This window comes from Campylobacter canis (assembly GCF_045504005.1).
Taxonomy (GTDB): Bacteria; Campylobacterota; Campylobacteria; order Campylobacterales; family Campylobacteraceae; genus Campylobacter_A; species Campylobacter_A canis.
In genome coordinates, this window is record NZ_JBJJXH010000002.1 from 146810 (window position 1) to 167055 (window position 20246).

23 protein-coding genes are annotated in these 20246 nt (G+C 38.9%); 5 read left to right on the forward strand and 18 right to left on the reverse strand.

The genetic code is table 11. The features are described from left to right. Positions 1 to 8: 8 nt before the first annotated feature. The 14 genes from ACHJH3_RS02850 to ACHJH3_RS02915 all read right to left on the reverse strand — a co-directional run bounded on the left by ACHJH3_RS02850 (position 9) and on the right by ACHJH3_RS02915 (position 12860). Complete coding sequence (locus ACHJH3_RS02850; RefSeq protein ID WP_407063503.1) at positions 9 to 1070, reverse strand: LptF/LptG family permease; 1062 nt, start codon at positions 1068 to 1070, stop codon at positions 9 to 11. Between the two features lie 247 nt (positions 1071 to 1317). Beyond that, positions 1318 to 1869, reverse strand: a complete 552-nt coding sequence (gene pth, locus ACHJH3_RS02855; protein ID WP_407063504.1) for an aminoacyl-tRNA hydrolase — start codon at positions 1867 to 1869, stop codon at positions 1318 to 1320. A gap of 15 nt (positions 1870 to 1884) precedes the next feature. Beyond that, a complete protein-coding gene (locus ACHJH3_RS02860; protein WP_172201712.1) occupies positions 1885 to 2421 on the reverse strand; it encodes a 50S ribosomal protein L25/general stress protein Ctc in 537 nt (178 codons plus the stop codon). A gap of 63 nt (positions 2422 to 2484) precedes the next feature. Next, positions 2485 to 3696 carry a type IV pilus twitching motility protein PilT gene (locus ACHJH3_RS02865; RefSeq protein ID WP_407063505.1) on the reverse strand — a complete coding sequence of 404 codons (1212 nt, stop codon included), beginning with the start codon at positions 3694 to 3696 and terminating at the stop codon, positions 2485 to 2487. Positions 3697 to 3713: 17 nt separating this feature from the next. Continuing rightward, positions 3714 to 4718 (reverse strand): transaldolase, encoded by a 1005-nt coding sequence (locus tag ACHJH3_RS02870; protein WP_407063506.1) that lies wholly within the window; start codon positions 4716 to 4718, stop codon positions 3714 to 3716. Between the two features lie 11 nt (positions 4719 to 4729). Further along, a complete protein-coding gene (gene serB, locus ACHJH3_RS02875; RefSeq protein WP_407063507.1) occupies positions 4730 to 5353 on the reverse strand; it encodes a phosphoserine phosphatase SerB in 624 nt (207 codons plus the stop codon). 10 nt (positions 5354 to 5363) lie between these two features. Further along, entirely contained in the window at positions 5364 to 5864 is a 501-nt protein-coding gene (locus ACHJH3_RS02880; protein WP_169942137.1) for a chemotaxis protein CheW, read from the reverse strand. Between the two features lie 3 nt (positions 5865 to 5867). Next, positions 5868 to 8213: a hybrid sensor histidine kinase/response regulator gene (locus tag ACHJH3_RS02885; protein WP_407063508.1), complete on the reverse strand. Its 2346-nt coding sequence runs from the start codon at positions 8211 to 8213 to the stop codon at positions 5868 to 5870. Positions 8214 to 8222: 9 nt separating this feature from the next. Further along, the gene (locus ACHJH3_RS02890; RefSeq protein ID WP_407063509.1) at positions 8223 to 9170 is read right to left on the reverse strand and encodes a chemotaxis protein; all 948 of its coding nucleotides are present in this window, start codon (positions 9168 to 9170) and stop codon (positions 8223 to 8225) included. Next, the gene (locus ACHJH3_RS02895) at positions 9163 to 9897 is read right to left on the reverse strand and encodes a UDP-2,3-diacylglucosamine diphosphatase (protein WP_407063510.1); all 735 of its coding nucleotides are present in this window, start codon (positions 9895 to 9897) and stop codon (positions 9163 to 9165) included. Before ACHJH3_RS02895 ends, ACHJH3_RS02890 begins: the two co-directional genes overlap by 8 nt. 1 nt (position 9898) lies before the next feature. Next, positions 9899 to 10903: an N-acetyl-gamma-glutamyl-phosphate reductase gene (gene argC, locus ACHJH3_RS02900; protein ID WP_407063511.1), complete on the reverse strand. Its 1005-nt coding sequence runs from the start codon at positions 10901 to 10903 to the stop codon at positions 9899 to 9901. Beyond that, positions 10904 to 11392 (reverse strand): transcription elongation factor GreA, encoded by a 489-nt coding sequence (gene greA, locus ACHJH3_RS02905; protein WP_173031655.1) that lies wholly within the window; start codon positions 11390 to 11392, stop codon positions 10904 to 10906. A 2-nt stretch (positions 11393 to 11394) separates the two neighbouring features. Then, positions 11395 to 12426, reverse strand: coding sequence for a lipid-A-disaccharide synthase (gene lpxB / locus ACHJH3_RS02910; RefSeq protein ID WP_407063513.1), 1032 nt, complete (start codon positions 12424 to 12426; stop codon positions 11395 to 11397). Then, positions 12423 to 12860, reverse strand: a complete 438-nt coding sequence (locus ACHJH3_RS02915; protein ID WP_407063514.1) for a lysozyme inhibitor LprI family protein — start codon at positions 12858 to 12860, stop codon at positions 12423 to 12425. Before ACHJH3_RS02915 ends, lpxB begins: the two co-directional genes overlap by 4 nt. Positions 12861 to 12988: 128 nt before the next feature. On the opposite strand from ACHJH3_RS02915, the gene surE reads away from it, so the two are divergent. Further along, positions 12989 to 13762 (forward strand): 5'/3'-nucleotidase SurE, encoded by a 774-nt coding sequence (gene surE, locus ACHJH3_RS02920; protein ID WP_407063515.1) that lies wholly within the window; start codon positions 12989 to 12991, stop codon positions 13760 to 13762. Further along, positions 13755 to 14393 carry a tRNA threonylcarbamoyladenosine dehydratase gene (locus ACHJH3_RS02925; protein WP_407063516.1) on the forward strand — a complete coding sequence of 213 codons (639 nt, stop codon included), beginning with the start codon at positions 13755 to 13757 and terminating at the stop codon, positions 14391 to 14393. The genes surE and ACHJH3_RS02925 overlap by 8 nt, the downstream gene beginning before the upstream one ends. Before the next feature lie 136 nt (positions 14394 to 14529). Here the strand turns inward: ACHJH3_RS02925 and ACHJH3_RS02930 are convergent, their stop codons facing one another. Then, the gene (locus ACHJH3_RS02930) at positions 14530 to 14682 is read right to left on the reverse strand and encodes a hypothetical protein (RefSeq protein ID WP_407063517.1); all 153 of its coding nucleotides are present in this window, start codon (positions 14680 to 14682) and stop codon (positions 14530 to 14532) included. A 68-nt stretch (positions 14683 to 14750) separates the two neighbouring features. Next, entirely contained in the window at positions 14751 to 15176 is a 426-nt protein-coding gene (locus tag ACHJH3_RS02935) for an isoleucyl-tRNA synthetase (protein ID WP_407063518.1), read from the reverse strand. 246 nt (positions 15177 to 15422) lie between these two features. Here ACHJH3_RS02935 and ACHJH3_RS02940 point away from each other — a divergent pair, with 246 nt between their 5' ends. Both ACHJH3_RS02940 and ACHJH3_RS02945 read left to right on the forward strand, forming a co-directional pair. Continuing rightward, the gene (locus tag ACHJH3_RS02940; RefSeq protein ID WP_407063519.1) at positions 15423 to 16070 is read left to right on the forward strand and encodes a MerR family transcriptional regulator; all 648 of its coding nucleotides are present in this window, start codon (positions 15423 to 15425) and stop codon (positions 16068 to 16070) included. Continuing rightward, the gene (locus ACHJH3_RS02945; protein WP_407063520.1) at positions 16067 to 16207 is read left to right on the forward strand and encodes a hypothetical protein; all 141 of its coding nucleotides are present in this window, start codon (positions 16067 to 16069) and stop codon (positions 16205 to 16207) included. The genes ACHJH3_RS02940 and ACHJH3_RS02945 overlap by 4 nt, the downstream gene beginning before the upstream one ends. A 478-nt stretch (positions 16208 to 16685) precedes the next feature. Here ACHJH3_RS02945 and ACHJH3_RS02950 read toward each other — a convergent pair whose 3' ends face one another. Then, positions 16686 to 16937 carry a hypothetical protein gene (locus ACHJH3_RS02950; RefSeq protein ID WP_407063521.1) on the reverse strand — a complete coding sequence of 84 codons (252 nt, stop codon included), beginning with the start codon at positions 16935 to 16937 and terminating at the stop codon, positions 16686 to 16688. 40 nt (positions 16938 to 16977) lie between these two features. On the opposite strand from ACHJH3_RS02950, the gene ACHJH3_RS02955 reads away from it, so the two are divergent. Then, complete coding sequence (locus tag ACHJH3_RS02955) at positions 16978 to 18834, forward strand: autotransporter outer membrane beta-barrel domain-containing protein (RefSeq protein ID WP_407063522.1); 1857 nt, start codon at positions 16978 to 16980, stop codon at positions 18832 to 18834. Between the two features lie 48 nt (positions 18835 to 18882). Here the strand turns inward: ACHJH3_RS02955 and gdhA are convergent, their stop codons facing one another. Next, on the reverse strand, positions 18883 to 20241 hold the full coding sequence (gene gdhA / locus ACHJH3_RS02960; protein ID WP_407063523.1) for an NADP-specific glutamate dehydrogenase: 1359 nt from the start codon (positions 20239 to 20241) through the stop codon (positions 18883 to 18885). Positions 20242 to 20246: the final 5 nt, after the last annotated feature.

The following is a 20246-nucleotide window of genomic DNA, read 5'->3' on the forward strand; positions in this document are numbered from 1 at the left end:
AATTTGACTTAACGGTGCTTAAAATAAAGATATAAAGCGACCCCAAATATACAAACTATCGGCAACAAGACTCCAATCTCCGGCAGTATAACACCGTTATGAGCAAATCTCATGAGTACAAATAGAGCACCCCAAACACAAAGTGTTACTATAATAAACATAAAACTGGCAAGTGCGAGATTAAAAAATCTACCAGTAACAGGCAAGAAATAATAGATTATAAAAACCATTAGAGGCGCAAAAAACGGAGAAAAGGCTAGATTGTACAAGGTGGTTTTAGCCGCATTTAGCCCAACGCCTTCTTTTTCAAATGCAAATATAAAATCAAGCGCGTCTAAAATGGATAAGGAAGAGCTTGATCTATAAGCATTTTCGATAATTTTTGGTTTAAAACCCTCTAAACTCTCAAGAGTGTCAAAGTGCCTTATATCAAGCCCTTTTGCGCCAAGCTTTACGATTTCCGGCATAGTAGTTGCATTTACATCTTTAAGCAACCATTTGTTATCGCTAAAGCTTGCTTCGTTACCAAAAGTAGCGCTTAGCAGCTTTCCATTAGACACATCAAATATCCTTATGTCTTTTACCGTAGCCGTTACGGGATTAAGCTCTTTGATGTAGATAAATTTGCCCTCAAATTTCAAAAATATATCAGAACTAACACGCGAAATTTGAGAAGTTTTCATCAAATTTCTTTGAAATTCGTAAGAATAGGCAAATGGGGTAAAATTTAAGCCGACATACATAAGGGTAATCACAAGAGCAATGATAAAAGGCGGCTTAATAAGCGTGTTTTTGCTGATACCAAGAGCGTAAAAGCTAATAAGCTCGTTGTTTCTAATCATGCTAAATTTACTAACAATCAAGGCAAAAATCAAAGATAGCGGAAGCACGTAATTAACGGCAGTAAGCGATGTCAGCGAGAAATAAAGCAGCCTTAAGTTCGCACTTGTGGGCATGTCTTTTAGATTTGTAAGTATGTCGATACCCACGTAAAAAAATATGAGGGCTAAAAATATCACAAAAAAAGATTTAAAATATAGCCAGCCGACATATCTTGCGTACAAATTCACTAAAACACCTTCATTAAATTTGTCGAATTTTATCTAATTTAAATTAAATCCAGCCTATTTAAGGATAAATTTTAAGCTTTAATTTGACAAATAAGATATTTTTGACTTTTGCGATACTGAAATTTATAAGAATCTTGAGATTTCTTTTAAATGGGTAGTTTTTTAATAAAAGAATAAAAACTCATCTGGAAATTTTTATTGTTTAAATTTAACTCTTTAAAATCAAAGCGAAATTTAGGATTTTAATTTAACAAATTCCCTTTTTTGTAGAGTATTTTTGAGAAATACTAGCGACATCGCTTCTGATAAGCTCTAAAACCGCCTCTTTAGTATAGCTTAAAACTTTTTGCAAGCATTCATTTTCATCTTCGATAAAGGCACCAAGTACATGACTTGTGACACTTGCTTTATCGCTTCTGCCTATGCCTATGCGGACTCGTTCATACTCGCTTCCAATTAAGCTATCAATCGATTTTAGTCCATTATGCCCGCCGCTACTACCGCCTATTTTAAATTTAACCGTTCCAAGCTTAAGGTCTAAGTCATCGTGAATTACTATAATGCGCTCCGGTTTGTAAAAATCATTTACCGCTTTTACGCTGTTTCCTGATAGGTTCATGAAAGTTTGCGGTTTTAAAAGAAGCAAATTTGAAAATTTAAAAAGTTCGCCTTGAAATTTGCTAGAACTAACGTCGGCAAATTTCTCGGTTTTAAGTAGGTCTACAAGCATAAACCCGATATTGTGTCTTGTTTTTTCGTATTGTGAGCCGGGATTTCCCAGCCCAACTATAAGGATCAATCTATAAGCCTTAAACTACTTAGCTTTTACAACTCCGACAACTGCAACATGACCGGCATCAACCATGCTAACGCCCGCAGGAACGGTGATATCTCTTACTAATATAGTATCTTCTACGTCAAGCTTGCTAACGTCAAGCGCAAATGAATTTGGTAGGTTTTCAGCTGTACATTTTACCGCAAGTCTCTTTTTTGATAGGATCAAAACGCCTTTATTTTTAAGACCGATCGGTGTTCCAAAAGGCTTAACTGGAATTAGATATTTTGATACAACACCAGGAAGTGCAACTTTTAGATCCACGTGCTTAAGAGCGTTTGTGATAGGATCTTTTTGATACTCTACAATAACGACTTTAAGTACCTTATCGCCAACCTTTACATCAAATGCAAGACTATCTTTTTTGCGCACCTCTTTGATAAATTCATTTACCTTAAAAGCCGCCTCAATATTCTCTAATCCTTTTCCGTAAATATTTGCGATTAGATAACCATCTCTTCTCAAAGCTTTAGAAGCTTTTTTGCCGATACTCTCTCTAACGATACCTTCTAACATCGTTTTCCTTTCATAAAAAATAAATGCCGATTTTAGCCAAAATTTTATAAATTTAGCCTAAATTTAACTGTCCAAGTCTTTAAGCGCGATTACGTCGCGTTTTAACCTTTCAGTGTAATCCTCTTCTCCGCTTGCAAGATCCAGCATGCCCTCTTTTGCTAAATTTGCGTTTTTAATTTTGATTTCAAGGTTGTTTCTATTAGTTGATTTTTCTAGTGCCTCTTCAAGATCTATTATCTCTTCATTATAAAGCTCAAGCAGATGCTGATCAAAAGTCTGCATGCCATAGGTGTTTTTACTCTGCTCTATCGCGTCATAAATTTCACCATCTCTGCCGTCCATTATCATATTTTTAATTCTTACGTTTTTAATCATCACTTCAACGGCGGGTCTTCGTGTATTTTGAAGAGTTCTAACAAGCCTTTGAGAAATTATTGCTTCAACAACAGAAGCAAAGGTCATCTTTATACGATTTTGCTCCTCTTTTGGAAACATATTTATAATTCGCCCCACAGTCTCTTTAGCGTCCAAAGTATGTAGAGTAGAAAGCACCAAGTGTCCTGTTTCAGCCGCAGCCATCGCTGTTTTTACTGTTTCAAGATCTCTCATCTCGCCAACCAAAATAACATCTGGATCTTCGCGCAAAGATGCACGTAAAGCATCCGAAAATCCGCTCGCATCTTGTCCTATAGCTCTTTGATTTACGATACTTTTTTGATCGGTATAGACATACTCGATAGGATCTTCAATGGTAATAATATGCCTATTTTTCTTTTTATTTATACGATTAATCATACTCGCAAGAGTTGTAGTTTTACCGCTTCCCGTAGGTCCTGTTACCAAGATAATACCTCTATTTACTCTATCGCAAATTTTTTCAACTATGGCAGGTAAAAAAAGTTGACTTATAGTAGGAATTTTGCTTGTTATTGTTCTAAATACTGCCGAAACTCCATCCATTTGAAAAAATATATTTACACGAAATCGATAATCTTCATTTAGTTTATGAGTAAAATCTACGCTTTTTTTCTCTACAAGCTCTTTAAAACGAGAACGCAATAGTTCTTTAGCTAGAGTTACTCCTTCTGATTGGGTCATAACCTTATCGTTCATCTTTTTAATTTCGCCATTAAATCTACCGTAGATATATCCGCCCGATTTTACATGAAGATCACTTCCGCCATTTTGCACAAGCTCGGAAAGATACTCATTTAACTCATCCCTTAAAACGAAGTCTAGTTTAGAAACATCTACTTCAAATTGAGAACTTTGCATGCTATAACTCCCAAATTTTAGTTTTGTTTTAATGCTTTCATTATCTCTTCATATGCCTGCACAAACTGTTTTATGCCGTCATTTAAAAGCTCTTTATAAACTCTGCTCATATCTATATCGGCTCTTTTTACTACTTCAAAAAATCTCTCGATACTATCATCGCTTGCGGCTTCTTTTGGCTCGCTATTTTGGCTTATAAAAGCTTTGATCGTATCAAGCGGGGCGGTATTGATCGAGTTTTTATACATTAGCTCTTTTACGTAATAATCCTTGCTAAGCTCATCGCCCTTTACGCCGGTGCTTGCAAAGAGAGCTCTTACGTTGGCTAAATTCCTAGCCTCTATGATTTTATAAATTTTAGTAGCATTCATTATGCCGATTTGTCCCGTAGGAAGTGAGCTTTGACGCATCTTTTCGTCAAGCAATCTATCAAAACGGCTTACAAAAATACTTATCACGCCCTGAGGAAGTTTTGTATTTGGGAATTTTTTCCCGTAAATTTGTGTTCCGCTCTCAAAGGCTTCAAGACAAGATATCGCTTGCTCAGGTGAAAATATAAGCGTAGCATTAACCGAAATTCCTCTTGCCATAAGCGCGCTCATCGCTTCAAATCCTGCTTTTGTCGCAGGAATTTTGATCATAACGTTTGGCATAGCCATCTCATTAAACAGCCTAACGCCCTCTTCTATCGTGCCTTGAGTATCATCACAAAGATTTGGATCAACCTCGATACTTATAAACCCGTCATCCTCGTTTGCGAAATTTTTTATAAGCTTATTTGCTGCGATTTTGATATCTTGCATAGCAAGAGTCTCGTAGATATTTTTAGGATGTTTTCTCTCGCTTTGCTCTATAGTGCTTTTGTAAGCGCTTGAAGTTAAAAAGGCCGATTTAAATATCGCGGGGTTTGAAGTAGCTCCGTTTATCGCGTCTGAATTTATAAGTTCTACAAATTCTCCATTTAAAAAATCCCTCTCCACAAAATCACACCATAGCGAAAATTTGACATTACCGTTAAACATCTTTTTGCCTTTTATACTAAATTTATTATCTCTCTTAAATCTTTTTTATCTATACAGTGCGTCGCTTTGGCTCTTAAAATTTCTTTAGCGCAAAAGGCGATTTTGAGACTTGAATGTTCAAACATGGATATATCATTGGCTCCGTCCCCTACACTCATAGTTTCGTCTTTGCTGATGCCTAGCAAATTTTGCAAATTTTGCATCATAGTGCCTTTTGAGAAACCAAACATCATCTCGCCTCCCACAAGTCCGCTTAAAGCGCCGTCTTTTGAGTGCAAGATATTTGCAAAGCTAGCGTCAAATTTAAGCTTAGCTTGCGCCCTATCCGTTCCTGCATGAAATCCTCCGCTAAAAACAACCACTTTTACACTTTTGGATTTTAGATGAGCTATCAGCTCAAAGGCTCCTGGCATAAGCGGTAAATTTTCACAAATTTCATCGACTTTCTCTACACTAAGTCCTTTTAGCAGGCTTACGCGCTTAGTTAAGCTCTCAAAAAAATCAAGTTCGCCCGCCATAGCGCGTTTGGTTATAGCACTAACTTCATCGCCTACTCCGTGAGCCTGCGCTAAAAAATCAATAGTCTCTCCGTCCATCAAAGTAGAGTCAAAATCAAAAACACAAAGTTTTATCAAAATTTAGCCTTTAAAAATCGCGCTTTAAGAGCGACTCAACTTTTAAAATCGTAAGGATATTTTGATCTCTTTTGCCGATTCCATAGATCATGCCTTTTTCTTTCAGCAAAGTCTCAGGCGGCGGATCGATCCTGTTCTTTTTAATTCTAATTGCCTCGGTTAGCCTATCTATAACAAATCCCGCCACTCTGTTTTCATCATCCTTCATCACGATATATCTCGTATTTGCATTAGGTTTTGTGGCGTTTAGAGAAAAACGCTTCCTAAGATCAATTAGCGGTATAACGCTTCCGCGCAGATTAAATACACCTAAAACATACTCAGGAACGCTTGGCACGCGAGTATATTCGATCGGTTTAATAATCTCTTGGATGTTTAAAATCGGTATCGCATACTCCTCGTCTCCTACTATAAATCCGACAAGTTGGACTATTTCGTCTCTATCCTTTTCACTAGGATCTGAAATTTGCTTTTTCTGTCTTTTTAGAACCTGATTTAATTTGTCATTCATGTTCTATCCTATCATTTTAATATTTTTTCTAACTACGTTTTCAAGGTATTCTGATGAGTACGGCTTAGTGATATACTCAGTCATTCCCACTTCAACTCCTCTTAATCTATCCGTCTTTGAAGTCCTTGAAGTAACTGCTATCAGCGGTAAATTTCTATACTTTGAGTATTTGCGAATTTCCGCAGCCAAAGTATATCCGTCCATCCTTGGCATCTCTATATCTATAAGCATAGCATCAAGAGCGTGTTCGCCAGATTTTACTATACTAAGCGCTTCAACGCCGTTTGTAGCTTCTATAACGGTTACACCAAGCGGCTCAAGCGATCTTTGCATGATATTTCTATCCATCTTGGAATCATCCACTATCAGCACCTTATAATCGCTTGGCTTTTCTTTAGTCGTTTTTGAAGCTTCAAGACTGGCTCTGATATCTACTTTGATATCTTTTGCCATCTCCATCATAGCGGCAACGTCGATTATAAGCGTTACACGTCCGTCACCTCTTATGGTAGCGCCTGCGATTCCAGGGATATTTTGCAGATAGTCGCCCATGGATTTTATAACGATCTCTTCTTGACCTACAAGGCTATCTACTATGATACCAAGCTTAGCTTCCGCAACACCGATGATAACGACATAGGTTTGCTCTCCTCCGTCAAATACCTGCTTAACGCCAAAGATGTCTGAAAGCTTAACAAGCGAAAGAACCTCGTCTCGCAACCTAAGTACGTTCTTGCCGTCGATAGTGTATATATCATCTATAGGCACGCGAACCGTTTCAAGAACACTTGCAAGCGGGATAGCGAAAAATTCCTCTTGAGAGCCGACTAAAAGCGACTGGATGATAGCTAGAGTAAGAGGAATTTTAAGTTTTACGACCGTTCCTTTTCCAAGCTCGCTATCTATATCGATTAATCCGTTTAGCTTTTCTATATTTGTCTTAACGACATCCATTCCTACGCCGCGTCCACTTACGTTTGTGACCTTAGCCGCAGTTGAAAATCCGGGCTTAAATATAAGACTAAACGCCTCTTTATCACTCATCGCATCAGCTTCACGCTCGGTTATTATGCCTTTTTCGATCGATTTTGCCTTAAGCATATCGGCATCAAGGCCTTTACCGTCGTCTGCGATCTCAACTACTATGTGATTACCTTCATTATAGGCTTTTAGCTGGATAGTTCCTTTTTCGCTTTTGCCTGCGGCAATTCTGGTCGCGCCGTCTTCTATGCCGTGATCACAAGAATTTCTTATCATATGCACAAGCGGATCGCCGATTTGCTCGACTATGGACTTATCAAGCTCGGTCTCTTCACCCGCGATTTCAAGATCGATCTGTTTATTTAACTCACGACTTAAATCCCTTATCATACGAGGGAATTTGTTAAACACTTTAGCGATAGGAAGCATTCTTGTCTTCATAACCGCAAGCTGGATATCCGTAGTTACAAGGCTTAAGCTAGAAACTACTTGATTTAGCTCTTCAAGGAATTTTTCGCCCTCATATCTCTCCTCTACGTCATCATAAATTTTAAGCAAGCGGTTTTTGCCAAGTACCAGCTCGCCGATTAAATTCATCAAATGATCAAGTCTTTTAACCTCTACGCGTATAGTTTGCTCCGCATCACTTCCGCCTGCTGAGGCAGCGGGAACTTTCTTCTCGGCTTCAGCTTTTTTAGGCGTGCTTGGTGCAACAGGTTTAGGTGCAGGCTTAGCAGCTGCTTTTGGAGCCTCAGGAGCCAAATTTGCACTAGATACAGGCGTACTTGCCGCTTTTTGCGCTCTACGGGCTTGATCTTCCGCTTTTCTTACTTTAAGCAGTCTTTCTATCTCTGCCTCTATCTCATCATCGCTTAAATTTGATAAATTTTCATCGCTGATCGGCTCAGGTTCAGGCTCGGCTTGCACTTCCTCTACAGGCTCGGCTTTTGGGCTTTCTTGAACCACAGCTGCGCTTTCGCCCTCTGAAATAGCAGTAAGTCTAGTGCAGATATCATTTATATCTATGCCTACATCGGTGTCATTTCCATTATCTCTAATTCCGTGCAAAAGCGACTTCATCATGTCGATTGATTCAAGTACGACGTCCATGATGTCAGGCGTTATCTTAAGCTCATCTTTTCTGGCTTTGTTTAAAACATCTTCCATATGATGCGTAAGTTTGGTTAAAACATCAAAATTTAAAAACGAAGATGATCCTTTTACAGTGTGAGCAACGCGGAAAATTCTATTTAAAAGCTCCAAATCCTCAGGGTTTGACTCAAGCTCGATAAGGTCATGGTCGATTTGCTCGACTAGCTCAAAGGCTTCTACCAAAAAGTCTTCAAGTATCTCTCTCATATCATCCATATCTTACCCCTATTTCGCTGATTTTTGCGCTTCGATAACACGAAGCACCTCATTATAAAGAATAGTCGCATCAAATTTCGTTAAGTACGCAGCACCGCCCGCCTCTTTACTCTGAGCCTCACTATAAACATTACTCAAAGAGGAGTTAAAGATAATAGGTATGTTTGAGTATCTATTATCATCTTTAAGAGTCGCCGCGAAGCGGTATCCGTCCATCTGAGGCATCTCGATATCGCTTAATATAATCCTTAAATGTTCGTTTAATTTATCTCCGTACATCTCGTAAAGATCTTGCATCTTAGAAAGTCCTTCGATACCGTCTTTTGCTTCGACCACCTTTAGCCCCATCTTTTCAAGAGTATCTTTTACGAGCTTTCTGGCAGTCGAGCTATCATCAAGAACAAGCGCCACGCCGTGAAGCTTCTTAGCCTCATCTATATCAACCTCGATCTTAGGACTATAAATTCCAAGCTCTTCAACGATACTTTCAAGATCCAGTATCAACAAAACTTCATCGTTTTCTATGCGAGTTACGCCTGTTATTTTGCCTTTATCAAGCGTGCCTGAGCTTGCAGAAAAGCTTGCAGCTTCTATATCCGCCCAATTAATTCTGCGAATTCTTTTAGCTTCGTGAACTATAAAACCTATCAAAATTTCGCTAAATTCCGAAATTATTACGCGCGGTTTCATAACGGCTTCTTGCGGCTCTTTTATATTCATCCATTTGGCTAAATTTATAACCGGTATCACTACGCCCCGTAAATCAAAAATTCCTTCTATATATTCAGGAACACCCGGAAGTTCGGTCAAATTTGGCATCTTGATGATTTCGCGGACCTTAGCGACATTTACGCCGTATATACCCTCATATACTCTGTCGCCCGTCTGCTTAAAAATTCTAAAATCAACAAGCTCCATCTCGTTTGAACCGGTCTTTAAAACGTTATCATCAAACATCTTGGCCCCTTGCGCTCTTTAGAGCAAACTTAATCTTTGGTGCGTATTCTACTATAAAATAACTTTGCTCGCATGCAAAACTCGGAACGTTGATATATTGTTGATTTTGAAACTCAAATATATCTCCTTGGTGAAAATGCCCTTCGATTATGATTTCTTCGGTATAATTTGCCACTCTTTTTGCCGCTAAATTTTTAAAATTTGGAATTTTATAAGTTAAATTTTTATGTCGTAATTTTTTAAAAAGCGCCTTTGAAATTTTAAAATTTAACAAATTATCAATAAAATTCATACATTTTAAAAACAACTTGAGCCTTAAAAATCTCAAAGCATATTTGCTAACAAAAGGCAAAAATATATCTCCGTGCGCAATAGCCACGTTTTGCGCGCATTCGCTCTTAAATTTGACAGGTTGCGCAGTGATTGGAAAGACTCGCACGTTTTTTAAGATTTTTGAAAGGTTAAAGTCGTGATTTCCCTCAAAATAATAAATTTCTATACATTTGGAAAGCTCATTTATAAGCCTTATATGCTCGCTTGCAAATTTAAGCGGATAATCGCAGTAATCCGATAAAAAATCAAACATATCGCCCATCAAAAATAGCTGCGGAGCGCAAATTTTGCCCTCTTTTAATGCTCGCAGAAATTTTAAAAATTCGGGGCGATTTTCGTTAGCGTGAGAATCGGCTATAAAAATCGCGCCATTTTTTATCGTCAAATTTTGCATTTTAAGGAAGGCAGGTATAGATCGGAAGTGCCGTATCTTCGCTAAATCCGCAGATCAAATTCGCATTTGCAAGGGCTTGCGAGCTGGCACCCCGCAAGAGATTATCAATGGCCGAGTTTATAAAAATTTTATCCTCATTAACATAAGCCGTTATATCGCAAAAATGCGTTCCTGCAACGCTTTTGATGCTAACGGGTTCATTTTTAATCCGCACGAATTTTTCAGCTTCATAAAATTTATTTAAAATTTCGCAAGGATCTATCTTGCTAGTAAGTTTCGCATAAACACTTACTAGCATCCCGCGCGTTATAGGAAGCAAGTGAGGCACGAAAAGTGTAGGTATTTGCCTGCCTGCAAGAAGTGAAATTTGCTCTTTTATCTCGTCACTATGGCGGTGTTTTATCGGATTATAGGCGTTTGCGTTTTCATTCACGCTCACAAAATGGCTTGTCGCGCTTAGTTTTTTACCTGCCCCGCTAACTCCGCTTTTTGCATCTATTATCACACCAAATTCTCTGTCGATAAACTGCAAAAATGGCGCGATAGCTAAGATAGAAGCTGTCGGATAACATCCCGGATTTGCGATTAAATTTGCTCTTTTTATGCGGTCGCGGTTTAGCTCTACTAGTCCATAAGCCGCATTTGATAAATTTTCAAGATCTAGGTGCTTGCAGTAATTTTTCTCATAAAGCTCAAGACTCAAGCGATAATCGGCAGAAAAATCAACAACCTTAACGCCAAATTTCAAAAGCTCTTTTGCATATTTCATCGCCTCTTGATGCGGCAACGCCAAAAAGACAAGTTCGCATTTTTTAGCCGCTTCGCTTGCGTTTGCAGCACTTACTTCAAACTCAAAAACGCCTTTTAAAGAGGGGAAAATTTCCTCTATCCTAGAAGCAGAACTTGCAGCAAGGTAAGTGATCTTAAATTCAGGGTGATTTAAAAGCAGCTTTATAAGCTCAAATCCAGTATATCCGCTAACGCCGATGATGCCTACATTTATCATCTACTCTCCAAATTTGATAGGTTTATAGCTAACGGAGATGATCTCTATCTCGCTTGCGCCGTTTGGCAAATTTAGCGTCACGTCATCGCCCTCGCTCTTGCCGATAAGCTGTCTGCCAAGGGGTGAGTTTATAGAGATTAAGCCTCGCTCCAGGTTACTCTCAGGCGTTCCTACTAGAGTATAGGACTTTTCTATCTCGGTTTCAACGTCCATTATCACAACCGTTGAGCCGAATTTCACTTTATCATGCTCGTATTCGCTGGGATCTATCACTTTTGCTCTGCTTACTATGTCGCTAAGCTCGGCGATCCTGCTTTCGATGAAGGATTGTTTCTCGCGCGCTGCGTGATATTCGGCGTTTTCTTTTAGATCGCCGTGACTTCTTGCGATGTCGATCTCTTCGACTATGCGGGGACGCTCCACGGTTTTTAAATTTTTAAGTTCGTTTGTGATTTTTTCGTATCCAAATATAGTCATCGGTTCAGTCATTTTTATCCTTTTTTATTTTGTATCATATTTGCAACTGCGTTTGCAGAGCCGTGCTCAAGGTACTCTCTAAGCTGTGCACAACCGTTTATAAATTTTTGCCTATCACACTCTTGATAAGCCTTAAGCAAATTTTGCGCAGTTACTTCATCTTGCAAAAGCTCGGCGTGAAGCGGCTCTTTGCCCAAAAAATCAAAAATAATATTAGCAAGCCCTGCAAATTTCACCTTCACAAGCCTTCTAGCGATAAACATATCAATGGCTTTTGCCTTGTAAGCTAGCACAAACGGCGTTGCGATAAGGGCTGATTGAAGCGTGGCGGTTCCCGAGCAGATAAATGCAAATTCGCTTTGCAAAAGCGCTCTTGGTGCGTTATTTGTAAGCGTAAATTCGCTTATATCACCGTAAATTTCAAGCTCTTTCATCAAAAACTCAGGCACGCAAAGTAGCTTTTCGCCATCTATTTGCCTTGCAACCTCTTTAAAAACAGGCATAAGCCTAGTTATCTCAGCCTTTCTAGAGCCCGGTAAAAAGGCTATCTTGCCGCTATTTATAAGAGTATTTTTACGCACTCTAAGCTCATCCATCAAAGGATGTCCCACATAAGTAGCGCGGTTATAAAACATCTTATCAAAAGGCAAGATCGAAGCCAAGTTATCGCAATACTTCTGCACTTTAGCCACTCTGCCCGCTTTCCAAGCCCAAACTTGCGGCAAGATGTAGTAAGTTATAGGCGTTTTAATGCCTGCTTCTTTAATCGCCTTTGCAAGCGGTAAATTGAAGGCTGGACTATCGATGAGCAAGACGTGATCGCACTCGCGAGCCAAATTTACCATCTCTTTGATAGCGCGTTTTGCCTTAAAATAAAGCGGCAAAACCTCCACAAAACCCATCGCCGAAAATTCGCTACTTCGCATAAAAGGCTTACCGAATTTCTCGTCAAAAATTCCTTCAAGCTCGTAATTATGCAGATACTCAAGCACCTCGGCCAAGTGCAAATTCGCCGACGCCTCAAGGCATGAAACAAGCAGCTTCACTGATTTCCCTCAAATTCTTCTATGACATACTTAAGCTCTTGCGTTCGCTCCTTAGTCATCTTTAGATAGCAATTCGCCGAATAAACAAGATACATCGTGCCTTGAGGTGGGACAAACGGGCATTTAGCCTCTTTATAAGCGACCCATTTTCTTTGGATATCTTTTAGCCTCTTTTTATTTTCGTCGTTCAATACACTCATAGCTTTTTTATAAGTTTCGTTTAAAATTTTGTCTTGAATTTCAAACTCTTTATTTATGCACTCTATCATCCCCGCCGTAGAGCTATCGGCCTCTATGCACGCTTTAACTCTTAGTTCGGATTCATCCGCTGCGCCTTTGCTTAAATTTGGAGCGCTTTCAGTTTTAACAACAAGCTGCTGCGCGCTAAAAGCAAGGCTTGTCGCAAGCACGATAAATGTAAATTTTTTAAGCACATTTTATCCTTTGGAATTTGACAAAGATTATCCCTAAAAGTGGCTAAATAAATAATAAATTTAAAATTTGGCTTTATGAGGCTATAACGAAAGCTATGTTAAAATAGCAAAAATTTTAAAGGTGAAATTTGAAAGAGATTCTTATCACAAACGACGACGGATTCGAGGCTAAAGGGCTTCATGAGCTTGCTCGTGCCTTAAAAGAAATTCCTGATACAAACGTTACTATAGTAGCCCCAAGTAGCGAGAAATCAGCCTGCGCGCACTCCCTTACTCTTACAAAGCCGCTTAGGTTTATAAAGATAGACGATAACTTCTTTAAACTCGATGACGCAACGCCGAGTGATTGCGTATATCTAGCGCTTCACGCACTTTATAACAAAAAGCCCGACCTCATCATAAGCGGCATAAATCACGGCGCGAATTTAGGCGAGGATATAACCTACTCAGGCACGTGCGGAGCGGCTATGGAAGGTGTTTTACAAGGAGTTAAGAGTATAGCGTTTTCGCAATTTTACAAAAACGACAGCATCGATATGCTTGGCTTTTCTTTAGCACGCGAAATAGTTAAATTTATCGTTCCTCGCGTGCTTGAAGGGCAAATTTGCCTGCCTGAAAGGCAGTTTTTAAACGTAAATATCCCCGCCGTTACTCAAAAAGATTTTAAAGGCTATCAAGTAGTGCCTGTGGGCAAGCGAAGCTACGCGACTCACGCAACGCTAAATCGCAATCCGCGCGGGGTGGAGTACTACTGGCTGGGAGTTGCCGCGCTTGATTACGAGCAAGGCGATCCAAGCGATATCAGCGTAGTAAACGAAGGCTACGCAAGCTTAACGCCCATAATGCTTGATATGACGGCGCACGCGAGCTTAAATTCGCTTAAAAAGAGCCTTGATGGATAGATTTACGCGAGTTAGATGGCTTTTGGGCGATGAAAAATTCGCCAAACTTCAAAAGGCTAAAATTTTAGTTTGCGGAGTTGGCGGCGTGGGCGGAATTTGCGTTGATGCACTTGCTCGTTCGGGTGTGGGGCACATCACCATCATAGACAAAGACACATTTGACATCACAAACCAAAATCGCCAAATTTACAGCGAAGCGGTCGGAGAGGTGAAGGTAGGCGAATTTGCTAAAATTTATCCTAACATCACGCCCATTTGCGAACTTATAACGCCTGAATTTGTGGCGAATTTTAACTTTAGCGAGTTTGATTTGGTAATCGATGCGATTGACGATATGGCAGCTAAGGTTGCTCTTGCAAATGCAGCGCACGGCAAGCTCATCTCCTCGATGGGCGGAGCAAAAAGGCTTGATCCTACTAAAATTTGCGTCGCTTCGGTTTGGAAAACTTGCAATGATCCTTTGGCTAAGAAATTTAGATATGAACTTAGAAAATCAGGCTTTAAAGGCGATTTTGAAGTAGTGTTTTCAACCGAAGAGCCAAACTGCAAAGAGCTTGGAAGCTTTATGGGAGTAACGGCTGTTTTTGGACTAAATTTGGCGAGTTTAGCGGTTAAAAAGCTGACCGAGTAAAATTAAAATTCAAAAATCATACTAAGACAAATATAATCGATAAAAATCAAAATACTAAGATAAATCGTCTTTTTATTTATCCGTCTTTCAATCTCAAAAATGCTGTAAATTGCCAGTAAAAGCCGGTCCATCATCTCTAAACTCCCCTAAATGTTTCTATTATCAAGATAAAAGAGATAATCGTAAAAAATACAACCATGCTTTTAGTGATTTTACGGCTGTAAATATGAACTAAAACAACAGCCAAGATCATTAAAAGTTTTATGATATCCGGTAAAAATTCCTGCATAACTTTCTTTAATCCGCATCAACGTAAATTTTATACTTGCCACTTTGGCTTTAAATTCATCTAGCGCTTTAAATTTTCCTCTCAAAGCCCTTGTGAGAATTTTCATCAAAATAATAAATCTTGCTTCTGCCTTTATAAATTTCAATCGCGTTTAATTCATTTCCTTTTGCGTCTTTTAGCATAGTAGGCTTTGCAAATAACGCTTCTCCGGCCTTTTTGCCAATGCTATCATGCCAAGAAGTGGCGGCTACAAGCAAAATCAAAACAAAAACTACGCGTATAAATTTTCTAAAAGGAGCGTATAAAATGAGATGTCCAAACACAAGAGAGATAGGCAAGATCAAAAGCCACGGCACGCTATCAACGAATATGACGTTAAAGTATTCATTTACGCCGTAGTAATCAAAATAGCTAGTCTTAAGTCCCACAAAAAGCGTAAAGATAGCGGCTAAGACAAATAAAAATCCGATAAAAAACGCATTTACAAATTTCATCTAATTCCTTTTGAGAAATTATATTGAAATTAGGCTTTGAATTCAAAAGTGCGGCTCAAATAAGCCTATCTTAAAGCAAGTTATCAAATTTAAAAACTCAAATTTTATCTGAAAACATCAAGGTCAAAAGCAAAATTTAAAAGCTAAACGAGTCTAGTTAAAATATAAATAGTGTAAAGTGTCACTTAACACTATTTTAAGCTAAAAAGGTGTAAGATTTCATAAATTTTAAAAAGGAGCATGAAAATGCTAAAGATGAATGAACTTATAGAGCGTAGCAAAACGCCCAAATCAACCATCCTTTACTACATCAAAGAAGGCTTACTGCCAGAGCCCTTTAAAGAAAAAGCGAATTTGCACCTTTATAGCGAGGAGTGCGTGGATATAATTGAGTTTATAAAATATCTCCAAAACAACTTTAACTCAACAATAGCGGAGATAAAAGCGCTTTTTAATCATCCAAATTTTGATATCAAAAGCCCATACGAAGCGCTTTTAGGCACGCTTGAGCTTGTCATGGGAGCATCGCTTACTCAAATTTATAGCGCCGATGAGCTTTGCAAGGAATTTAAGATAGATCAAAAAACGCTTGAAAAATATGTAAAAGACGGCTTTTTAATACCGCGAGAGGGCAAATTTACGGCTAAAGAAAGAGAAATTTTAGCCATCATCATGAAGTCGGATAAAAACCAGCTTGAGATACTAAAAGCTTATATAAATTTAGCCAAAAAGCTCGCCAAAGAAGAGGTCGCGCTTACTTTTAAATCGCTTGAAGGCGTAGATGAAGCAAGCAGGAATGAAAGCTTAAAACACCTCTTTGACATCTTGCTAATCGCAAAACCATACATACTAAACATGCATACATTAGAGTTTTACCAAAAGGAAAACAGATGAAAAATTTACTATACATCAAGGGATTTTTACCTTATCTTGCTATCGCGTTTTTAAACGCAAGCGTTGATCTAGCGCATAAGCTTATTTACCATAATTATATGAAATTTAAGCTCCTAATAAAAACTTCAAGCTTGTAACTAAACGAAACTTAAATAAATAAAAAATTTAAGTTTAATTGTGTTTAATATTTAAAACAATAAATTTTAAATATAATAATCCGTAAATAAATTTTTAAAATTTATAATTTACAACCAAGGAGTATATATGAAAGATTGCATTCAAGCAAATTCTTTTAGGCAGACAAGTAAAAGATATATATATATATATATCAGCGGCAGTAGCCTTATGGCTTCCGACAACGACAATAGCTAGCGACCTCACTCCGCCTAGTAATACAGGCAACAAAATCGTAGAACACCTTAATAAAGATGACGGAACATCTTATCCATATAGAACAGGAACTAAAAATCCTCTAGTTATCAACGACAAAACAGATTCAAAAATAGAAGGCTTTATATTTGGAGCATATAAAGAGAGTGAAGATATAGGCGGTATCAAAACAGAGATAGACAACTACAATAATGCAAATCATCTAAATATCATAGGAGCCGGTTCTTACGATGGCTCGGCAAGCGGCAATACCGTAAATATCAAAAACAAAACCAATCTTTCCAAAGGATATATTATAGGCGCAGTATCATACGGCAAAGACTCTACTAAAAATACCGTTGCTGTAGAAAACTCCATAATAGATGGTGCAGAAGGTGGTGGTAGCATCAAAGGAAAATCTGAATACAATAAACTAACCATCACAAATTCTACGGTAGGAAGAGAGTCTGCAGGTAAAGACGAAGATGCCGGATACACATCAGGCGGGGTTTCCGAAACTTCTTCTAATCACAATACTTTGATAGTAGATAACTCAAATATATACGGAGAAGTAAATGGCGGAGATGGGGATGAAAGAGCGAATTTCAACACCGTAATCGTTAGAAAGTCAAAAGTTTATAACAAAAGTATTGACGGTGGGGATTCGTGGAAAGGTAAAGAGGCTAGAGGAAACAAAGCGGAGGTGCTTGACTCTAGCGTAAGAAATATATATGGAGGAAAGTCTGACAGCGGTTTGGTAGAGGAAAATACCGTAAATGTAGTAAATTCTAAAGGAAACGATATATTTGGCGGCTACTCCGATAAAAATTCGGCTAGTAAAAACGTAGTAAGCGTAAAAGACTCAAAATTTAATTCCATATACGGAGGCGCAAGCGGAAGTGGCAAAAATATAAACAACATAGTAAATTTATATGGGGATATAGAGGTTGCTAACTCTATACAAGGCGGACTTACGCATATAGACCAACACAACAAGATTAAAGCCGAATATACGACACTTGGCAATACTTTAAATATCCACTCTAAAAACATAAAAACAGGATATTTAAGCAACTTTGAAAAATATAATTTCTACCTTCCAAGCGATACGAAAAACGGCGATACGATAGTAACATTAACGGGAAAATACGATACTAATCTTATAGATACAAAAATAGGAGTAACTATAGAAGGCGACTCTCCTATGCTAAAAGCTAACGATAAAGTAAATCTGATAAAAAGTGAAGGTGAAGGCAAAATAATCACCGATGAAAAGATAAAAGTAGAGGCTATTAAAGGCGTAACTACAATTTATGATTTTAGCGTTAAAAAAGAGGGAGATAAAACTCTAGTAGCTACTCTAAATTCACTTCCTGAGCCTAAACCTCAACCGCAACCAAAGCCTGAACAGCCTAAACCAGAACCAAAGCCTCAGGGTAAGATAAATCAACAAGCCTACTCTTTACTAAGCGGTTCAGTAGCGTCTATGACTCTAAACAATAGACTAAATGACGGTATAAACGGAGCTATGATAGACATCAAACGAAGACTAGATAGCAAGCTGGTGGCACATGCCGCAAATATACAAACCGACGCTATAAAGCCTACATATTACGATGCGGATCTTGGCGTAATTAGCTTTGCTAATATAAGCGGCTTTAGTTCAAACTACGACAATGGAAATGTGGATGCCGATGGGTTTAACGCTATTGCCGGGCTTGCTAAGAGTTACGACAACTCTCTTTTAGGAGCGTTCCTAGAATACGGATATGCTAAATTTGACGGCGACATAAACGGAGCTAAATCAGACGGAAAGACAAAGGCTATAGGTGTCGGAGCGCTAGCAAAATATAACTTAGACAACAATATATACATAGACGGGCATCTAAGAGTAGGTAAAAATAAAACCGATTACGACTCTGTGTTTAAAACATTAGGTGAAGTTAGCTATAAAACAAGCGCAATGTATTATGGTGTGGGAGTGGGTATAGGATACCTTGCAAATATAGGAGCTGTAGACTTAGACTCTAAGCTAGGATATAGTTTCACACATGTAAAAGACGATGATGTAGAGATAGACAAAGAAAAAATTAAATTTAATAGCATAAATTCAAATAGAGTAAAATTTGATACTGTTATATCATATAACGAATTTGAAAAATTTGCTCCTTACATAAATGCTAAACTTGAGTATGAATTTGACGGAGATTCAAAACTGCAAACAATCCAACAACCAAACGGCATTAATCTTAGCCAAAAAGGATTTAGCGGCGGTGCCGGTTTGGGCGTTAAATTTACTCCTAGCAAAGCAAGCGTAATCAATATAGAGGCAAATCAAATCGTAGGCAAACGTGATGAAACAAGTGCAAAATTAGGATTTGCGCTTAGATTTTAGGTAATAAATTTCAAGGGAATTTATTTCCCTTGAAATTTTATTTATATATCACACATACCCCTGATCTATCATCGCATCAGCCACTTTTCTAAAGCCTGCGATATTTGAGCCAAGCACAAGATTGCCCTCATCGCCAAATTCCTTGCTCGTCTCATAGCTTAGCTCAAAGATATGATCCATGATACCGTGAAGCTTCTCATCGACCTCATCAAAGCTCCATGAAGTCATGCTTGCATTTTGCATCATCTCAAGCCCGCTGGTAGCGACTCCGCCGGCATTTGCCGCTTTTGCCGGAGCGAAATAAAAATCCTTTTGCGCCAGCATAAAATTTATCGCATCCAAAGTGCTTGGCATGTTTGCTCCTTCTGCTACAAACCTACAGCCGTTAGCATAAAGCGTCTTAATATCCGCAAGTCGCAGCTCGTTTTGCGTTGCACACGGAAAAGCTCCGTCACAAGGCGTGTTCCACACCGCGTTTCTGCCTTGCTCATAATCGCTAACAGGAGTAAATTTAGCATGCGGACGAAATTTCAAATACTCGCTTATACGCCCTCTTTGCACCTCTTTAATCTCTCTAAGAGCGTTTATATCAATGCCCTCATCATCGTAAATAAACCCGCTAGAGTCAGAAGCTGTTATGGGTAAAGCGCCCACGTCATAAAGCTTTTTAATCGTATAAATCGCCACGTTACCAGAGCCACTCACTGCGCATTTTTTACCTTCTAGGCTAAGTCCTGCGCGCCTTAACATATTTTGCGTAAAATAAACAACCCCATATCCCGTAGCCTCCGTCCTAGCCAAACTTCCGCCCCAGTTTAGCCCCTTGCCCGTAAAAATTCCGTCAAATTTGCCCGTAAGCTTCTTATACTGACCAAACATATATCCGATTTCGCGCGCTCCCACGCCGATATCGCCTGCTGGCACATCGGTCGTATCGCCGATATGTCGGTAAAGCTCGTTCATGAAAGAGTGACAAAATCGCATGATCTCATTATCGCTCTTTCCTTTAGGATCAAAGTTGCTTCCGCCCTTTGCGCCGCCTATTCGCACGCCAGTAAGAGAATTTTTAAAAATCTGCTCGAATCCAAGAAATTTCAAAACTCCAAGATCAACGCTCGGATGAAACCTAAGCCCGCCCTTATAAGGACCGACGGCTGAGTTAAACTGGATGCGATATCCGTTATGCACATGCACGCTACCGTCATCGCCCGTATATGTAACGCGAAATATTACGCTTCTTTCAGGCACCGTGATGCGCTCTAAGATGGCGTGCTTTTGGTATTTACTTTCTCTTTTTAAAAGCGGCTCGAGACTATAAAGCACTTCGGTTGCAGCTTGCACGAACACATCTTGCCCCGGATTTGCTCTTTTGATATGCTCCATCATTTTGCTTACATACTCACTCACGCCAT

Coding starts and splice junctions, on each gene's coding strand:
- ACHJH3_RS02860 (WP_172201712.1), bottom strand. CDS start 2,421: ATGTTAGAAGGTATCGTTAGAGAGAGTATCGGCAAAAAAGCTTCTAAA.
- ACHJH3_RS02865 (WP_407063505.1), bottom strand. CDS start 3,696: ATGCAAAGTTCTCAATTTGAAGTAGATGTTTCTAAACTAGACTTCGTT.
- ACHJH3_RS02870 (WP_407063506.1), bottom strand. CDS start 4,718: ATGTTTAACGGTAATGTCAAATTTTCGCTATGGTGTGATTTTGTGGAG.
- ACHJH3_RS02880 (WP_169942137.1), bottom strand. CDS start 5,864: ATGAATGACAAATTAAATCAGGTTCTAAAAAGACAGAAAAAGCAAATT.
- ACHJH3_RS02885 (WP_407063508.1), bottom strand. CDS start 8,213: ATGGATGATATGAGAGAGATACTTGAAGACTTTTTGGTAGAAGCCTTT.
- ACHJH3_RS02890 (WP_407063509.1), bottom strand. CDS start 9,170: ATGTTTGATGATAACGTTTTAAAGACCGGTTCAAACGAGATGGAGCTT.
- ACHJH3_RS02895 (WP_407063510.1), bottom strand. CDS start 9,897: ATGCAAAATTTGACGATAAAAAATGGCGCGATTTTTATAGCCGATTCT.
- argC (WP_407063511.1), bottom strand. CDS start 10,903: ATGATAAATGTAGGCATCATCGGCGTTAGCGGATATACTGGATTTGAG.
- greA (WP_173031655.1), bottom strand. CDS start 11,392: ATGACTGAACCGATGACTATATTTGGATACGAAAAAATCACAAACGAA.
- ACHJH3_RS02925 (WP_407063516.1), top strand. CDS start 13,755: ATGGATAGATTTACGCGAGTTAGATGGCTTTTGGGCGATGAAAAATTC.
- ACHJH3_RS02930 (WP_407063517.1), bottom strand. CDS start 14,682: ATGCAGGAATTTTTACCGGATATCATAAAACTTTTAATGATCTTGGCT.
- ACHJH3_RS02935 (WP_407063518.1), bottom strand. CDS start 15,176: ATGAAATTTGTAAATGCGTTTTTTATCGGATTTTTATTTGTCTTAGCC.
- ACHJH3_RS02940 (WP_407063519.1), top strand. CDS start 15,423: ATGCTAAAGATGAATGAACTTATAGAGCGTAGCAAAACGCCCAAATCA.
- ACHJH3_RS02945 (WP_407063520.1), top strand. CDS start 16,067: ATGAAAAATTTACTATACATCAAGGGATTTTTACCTTATCTTGCTATC.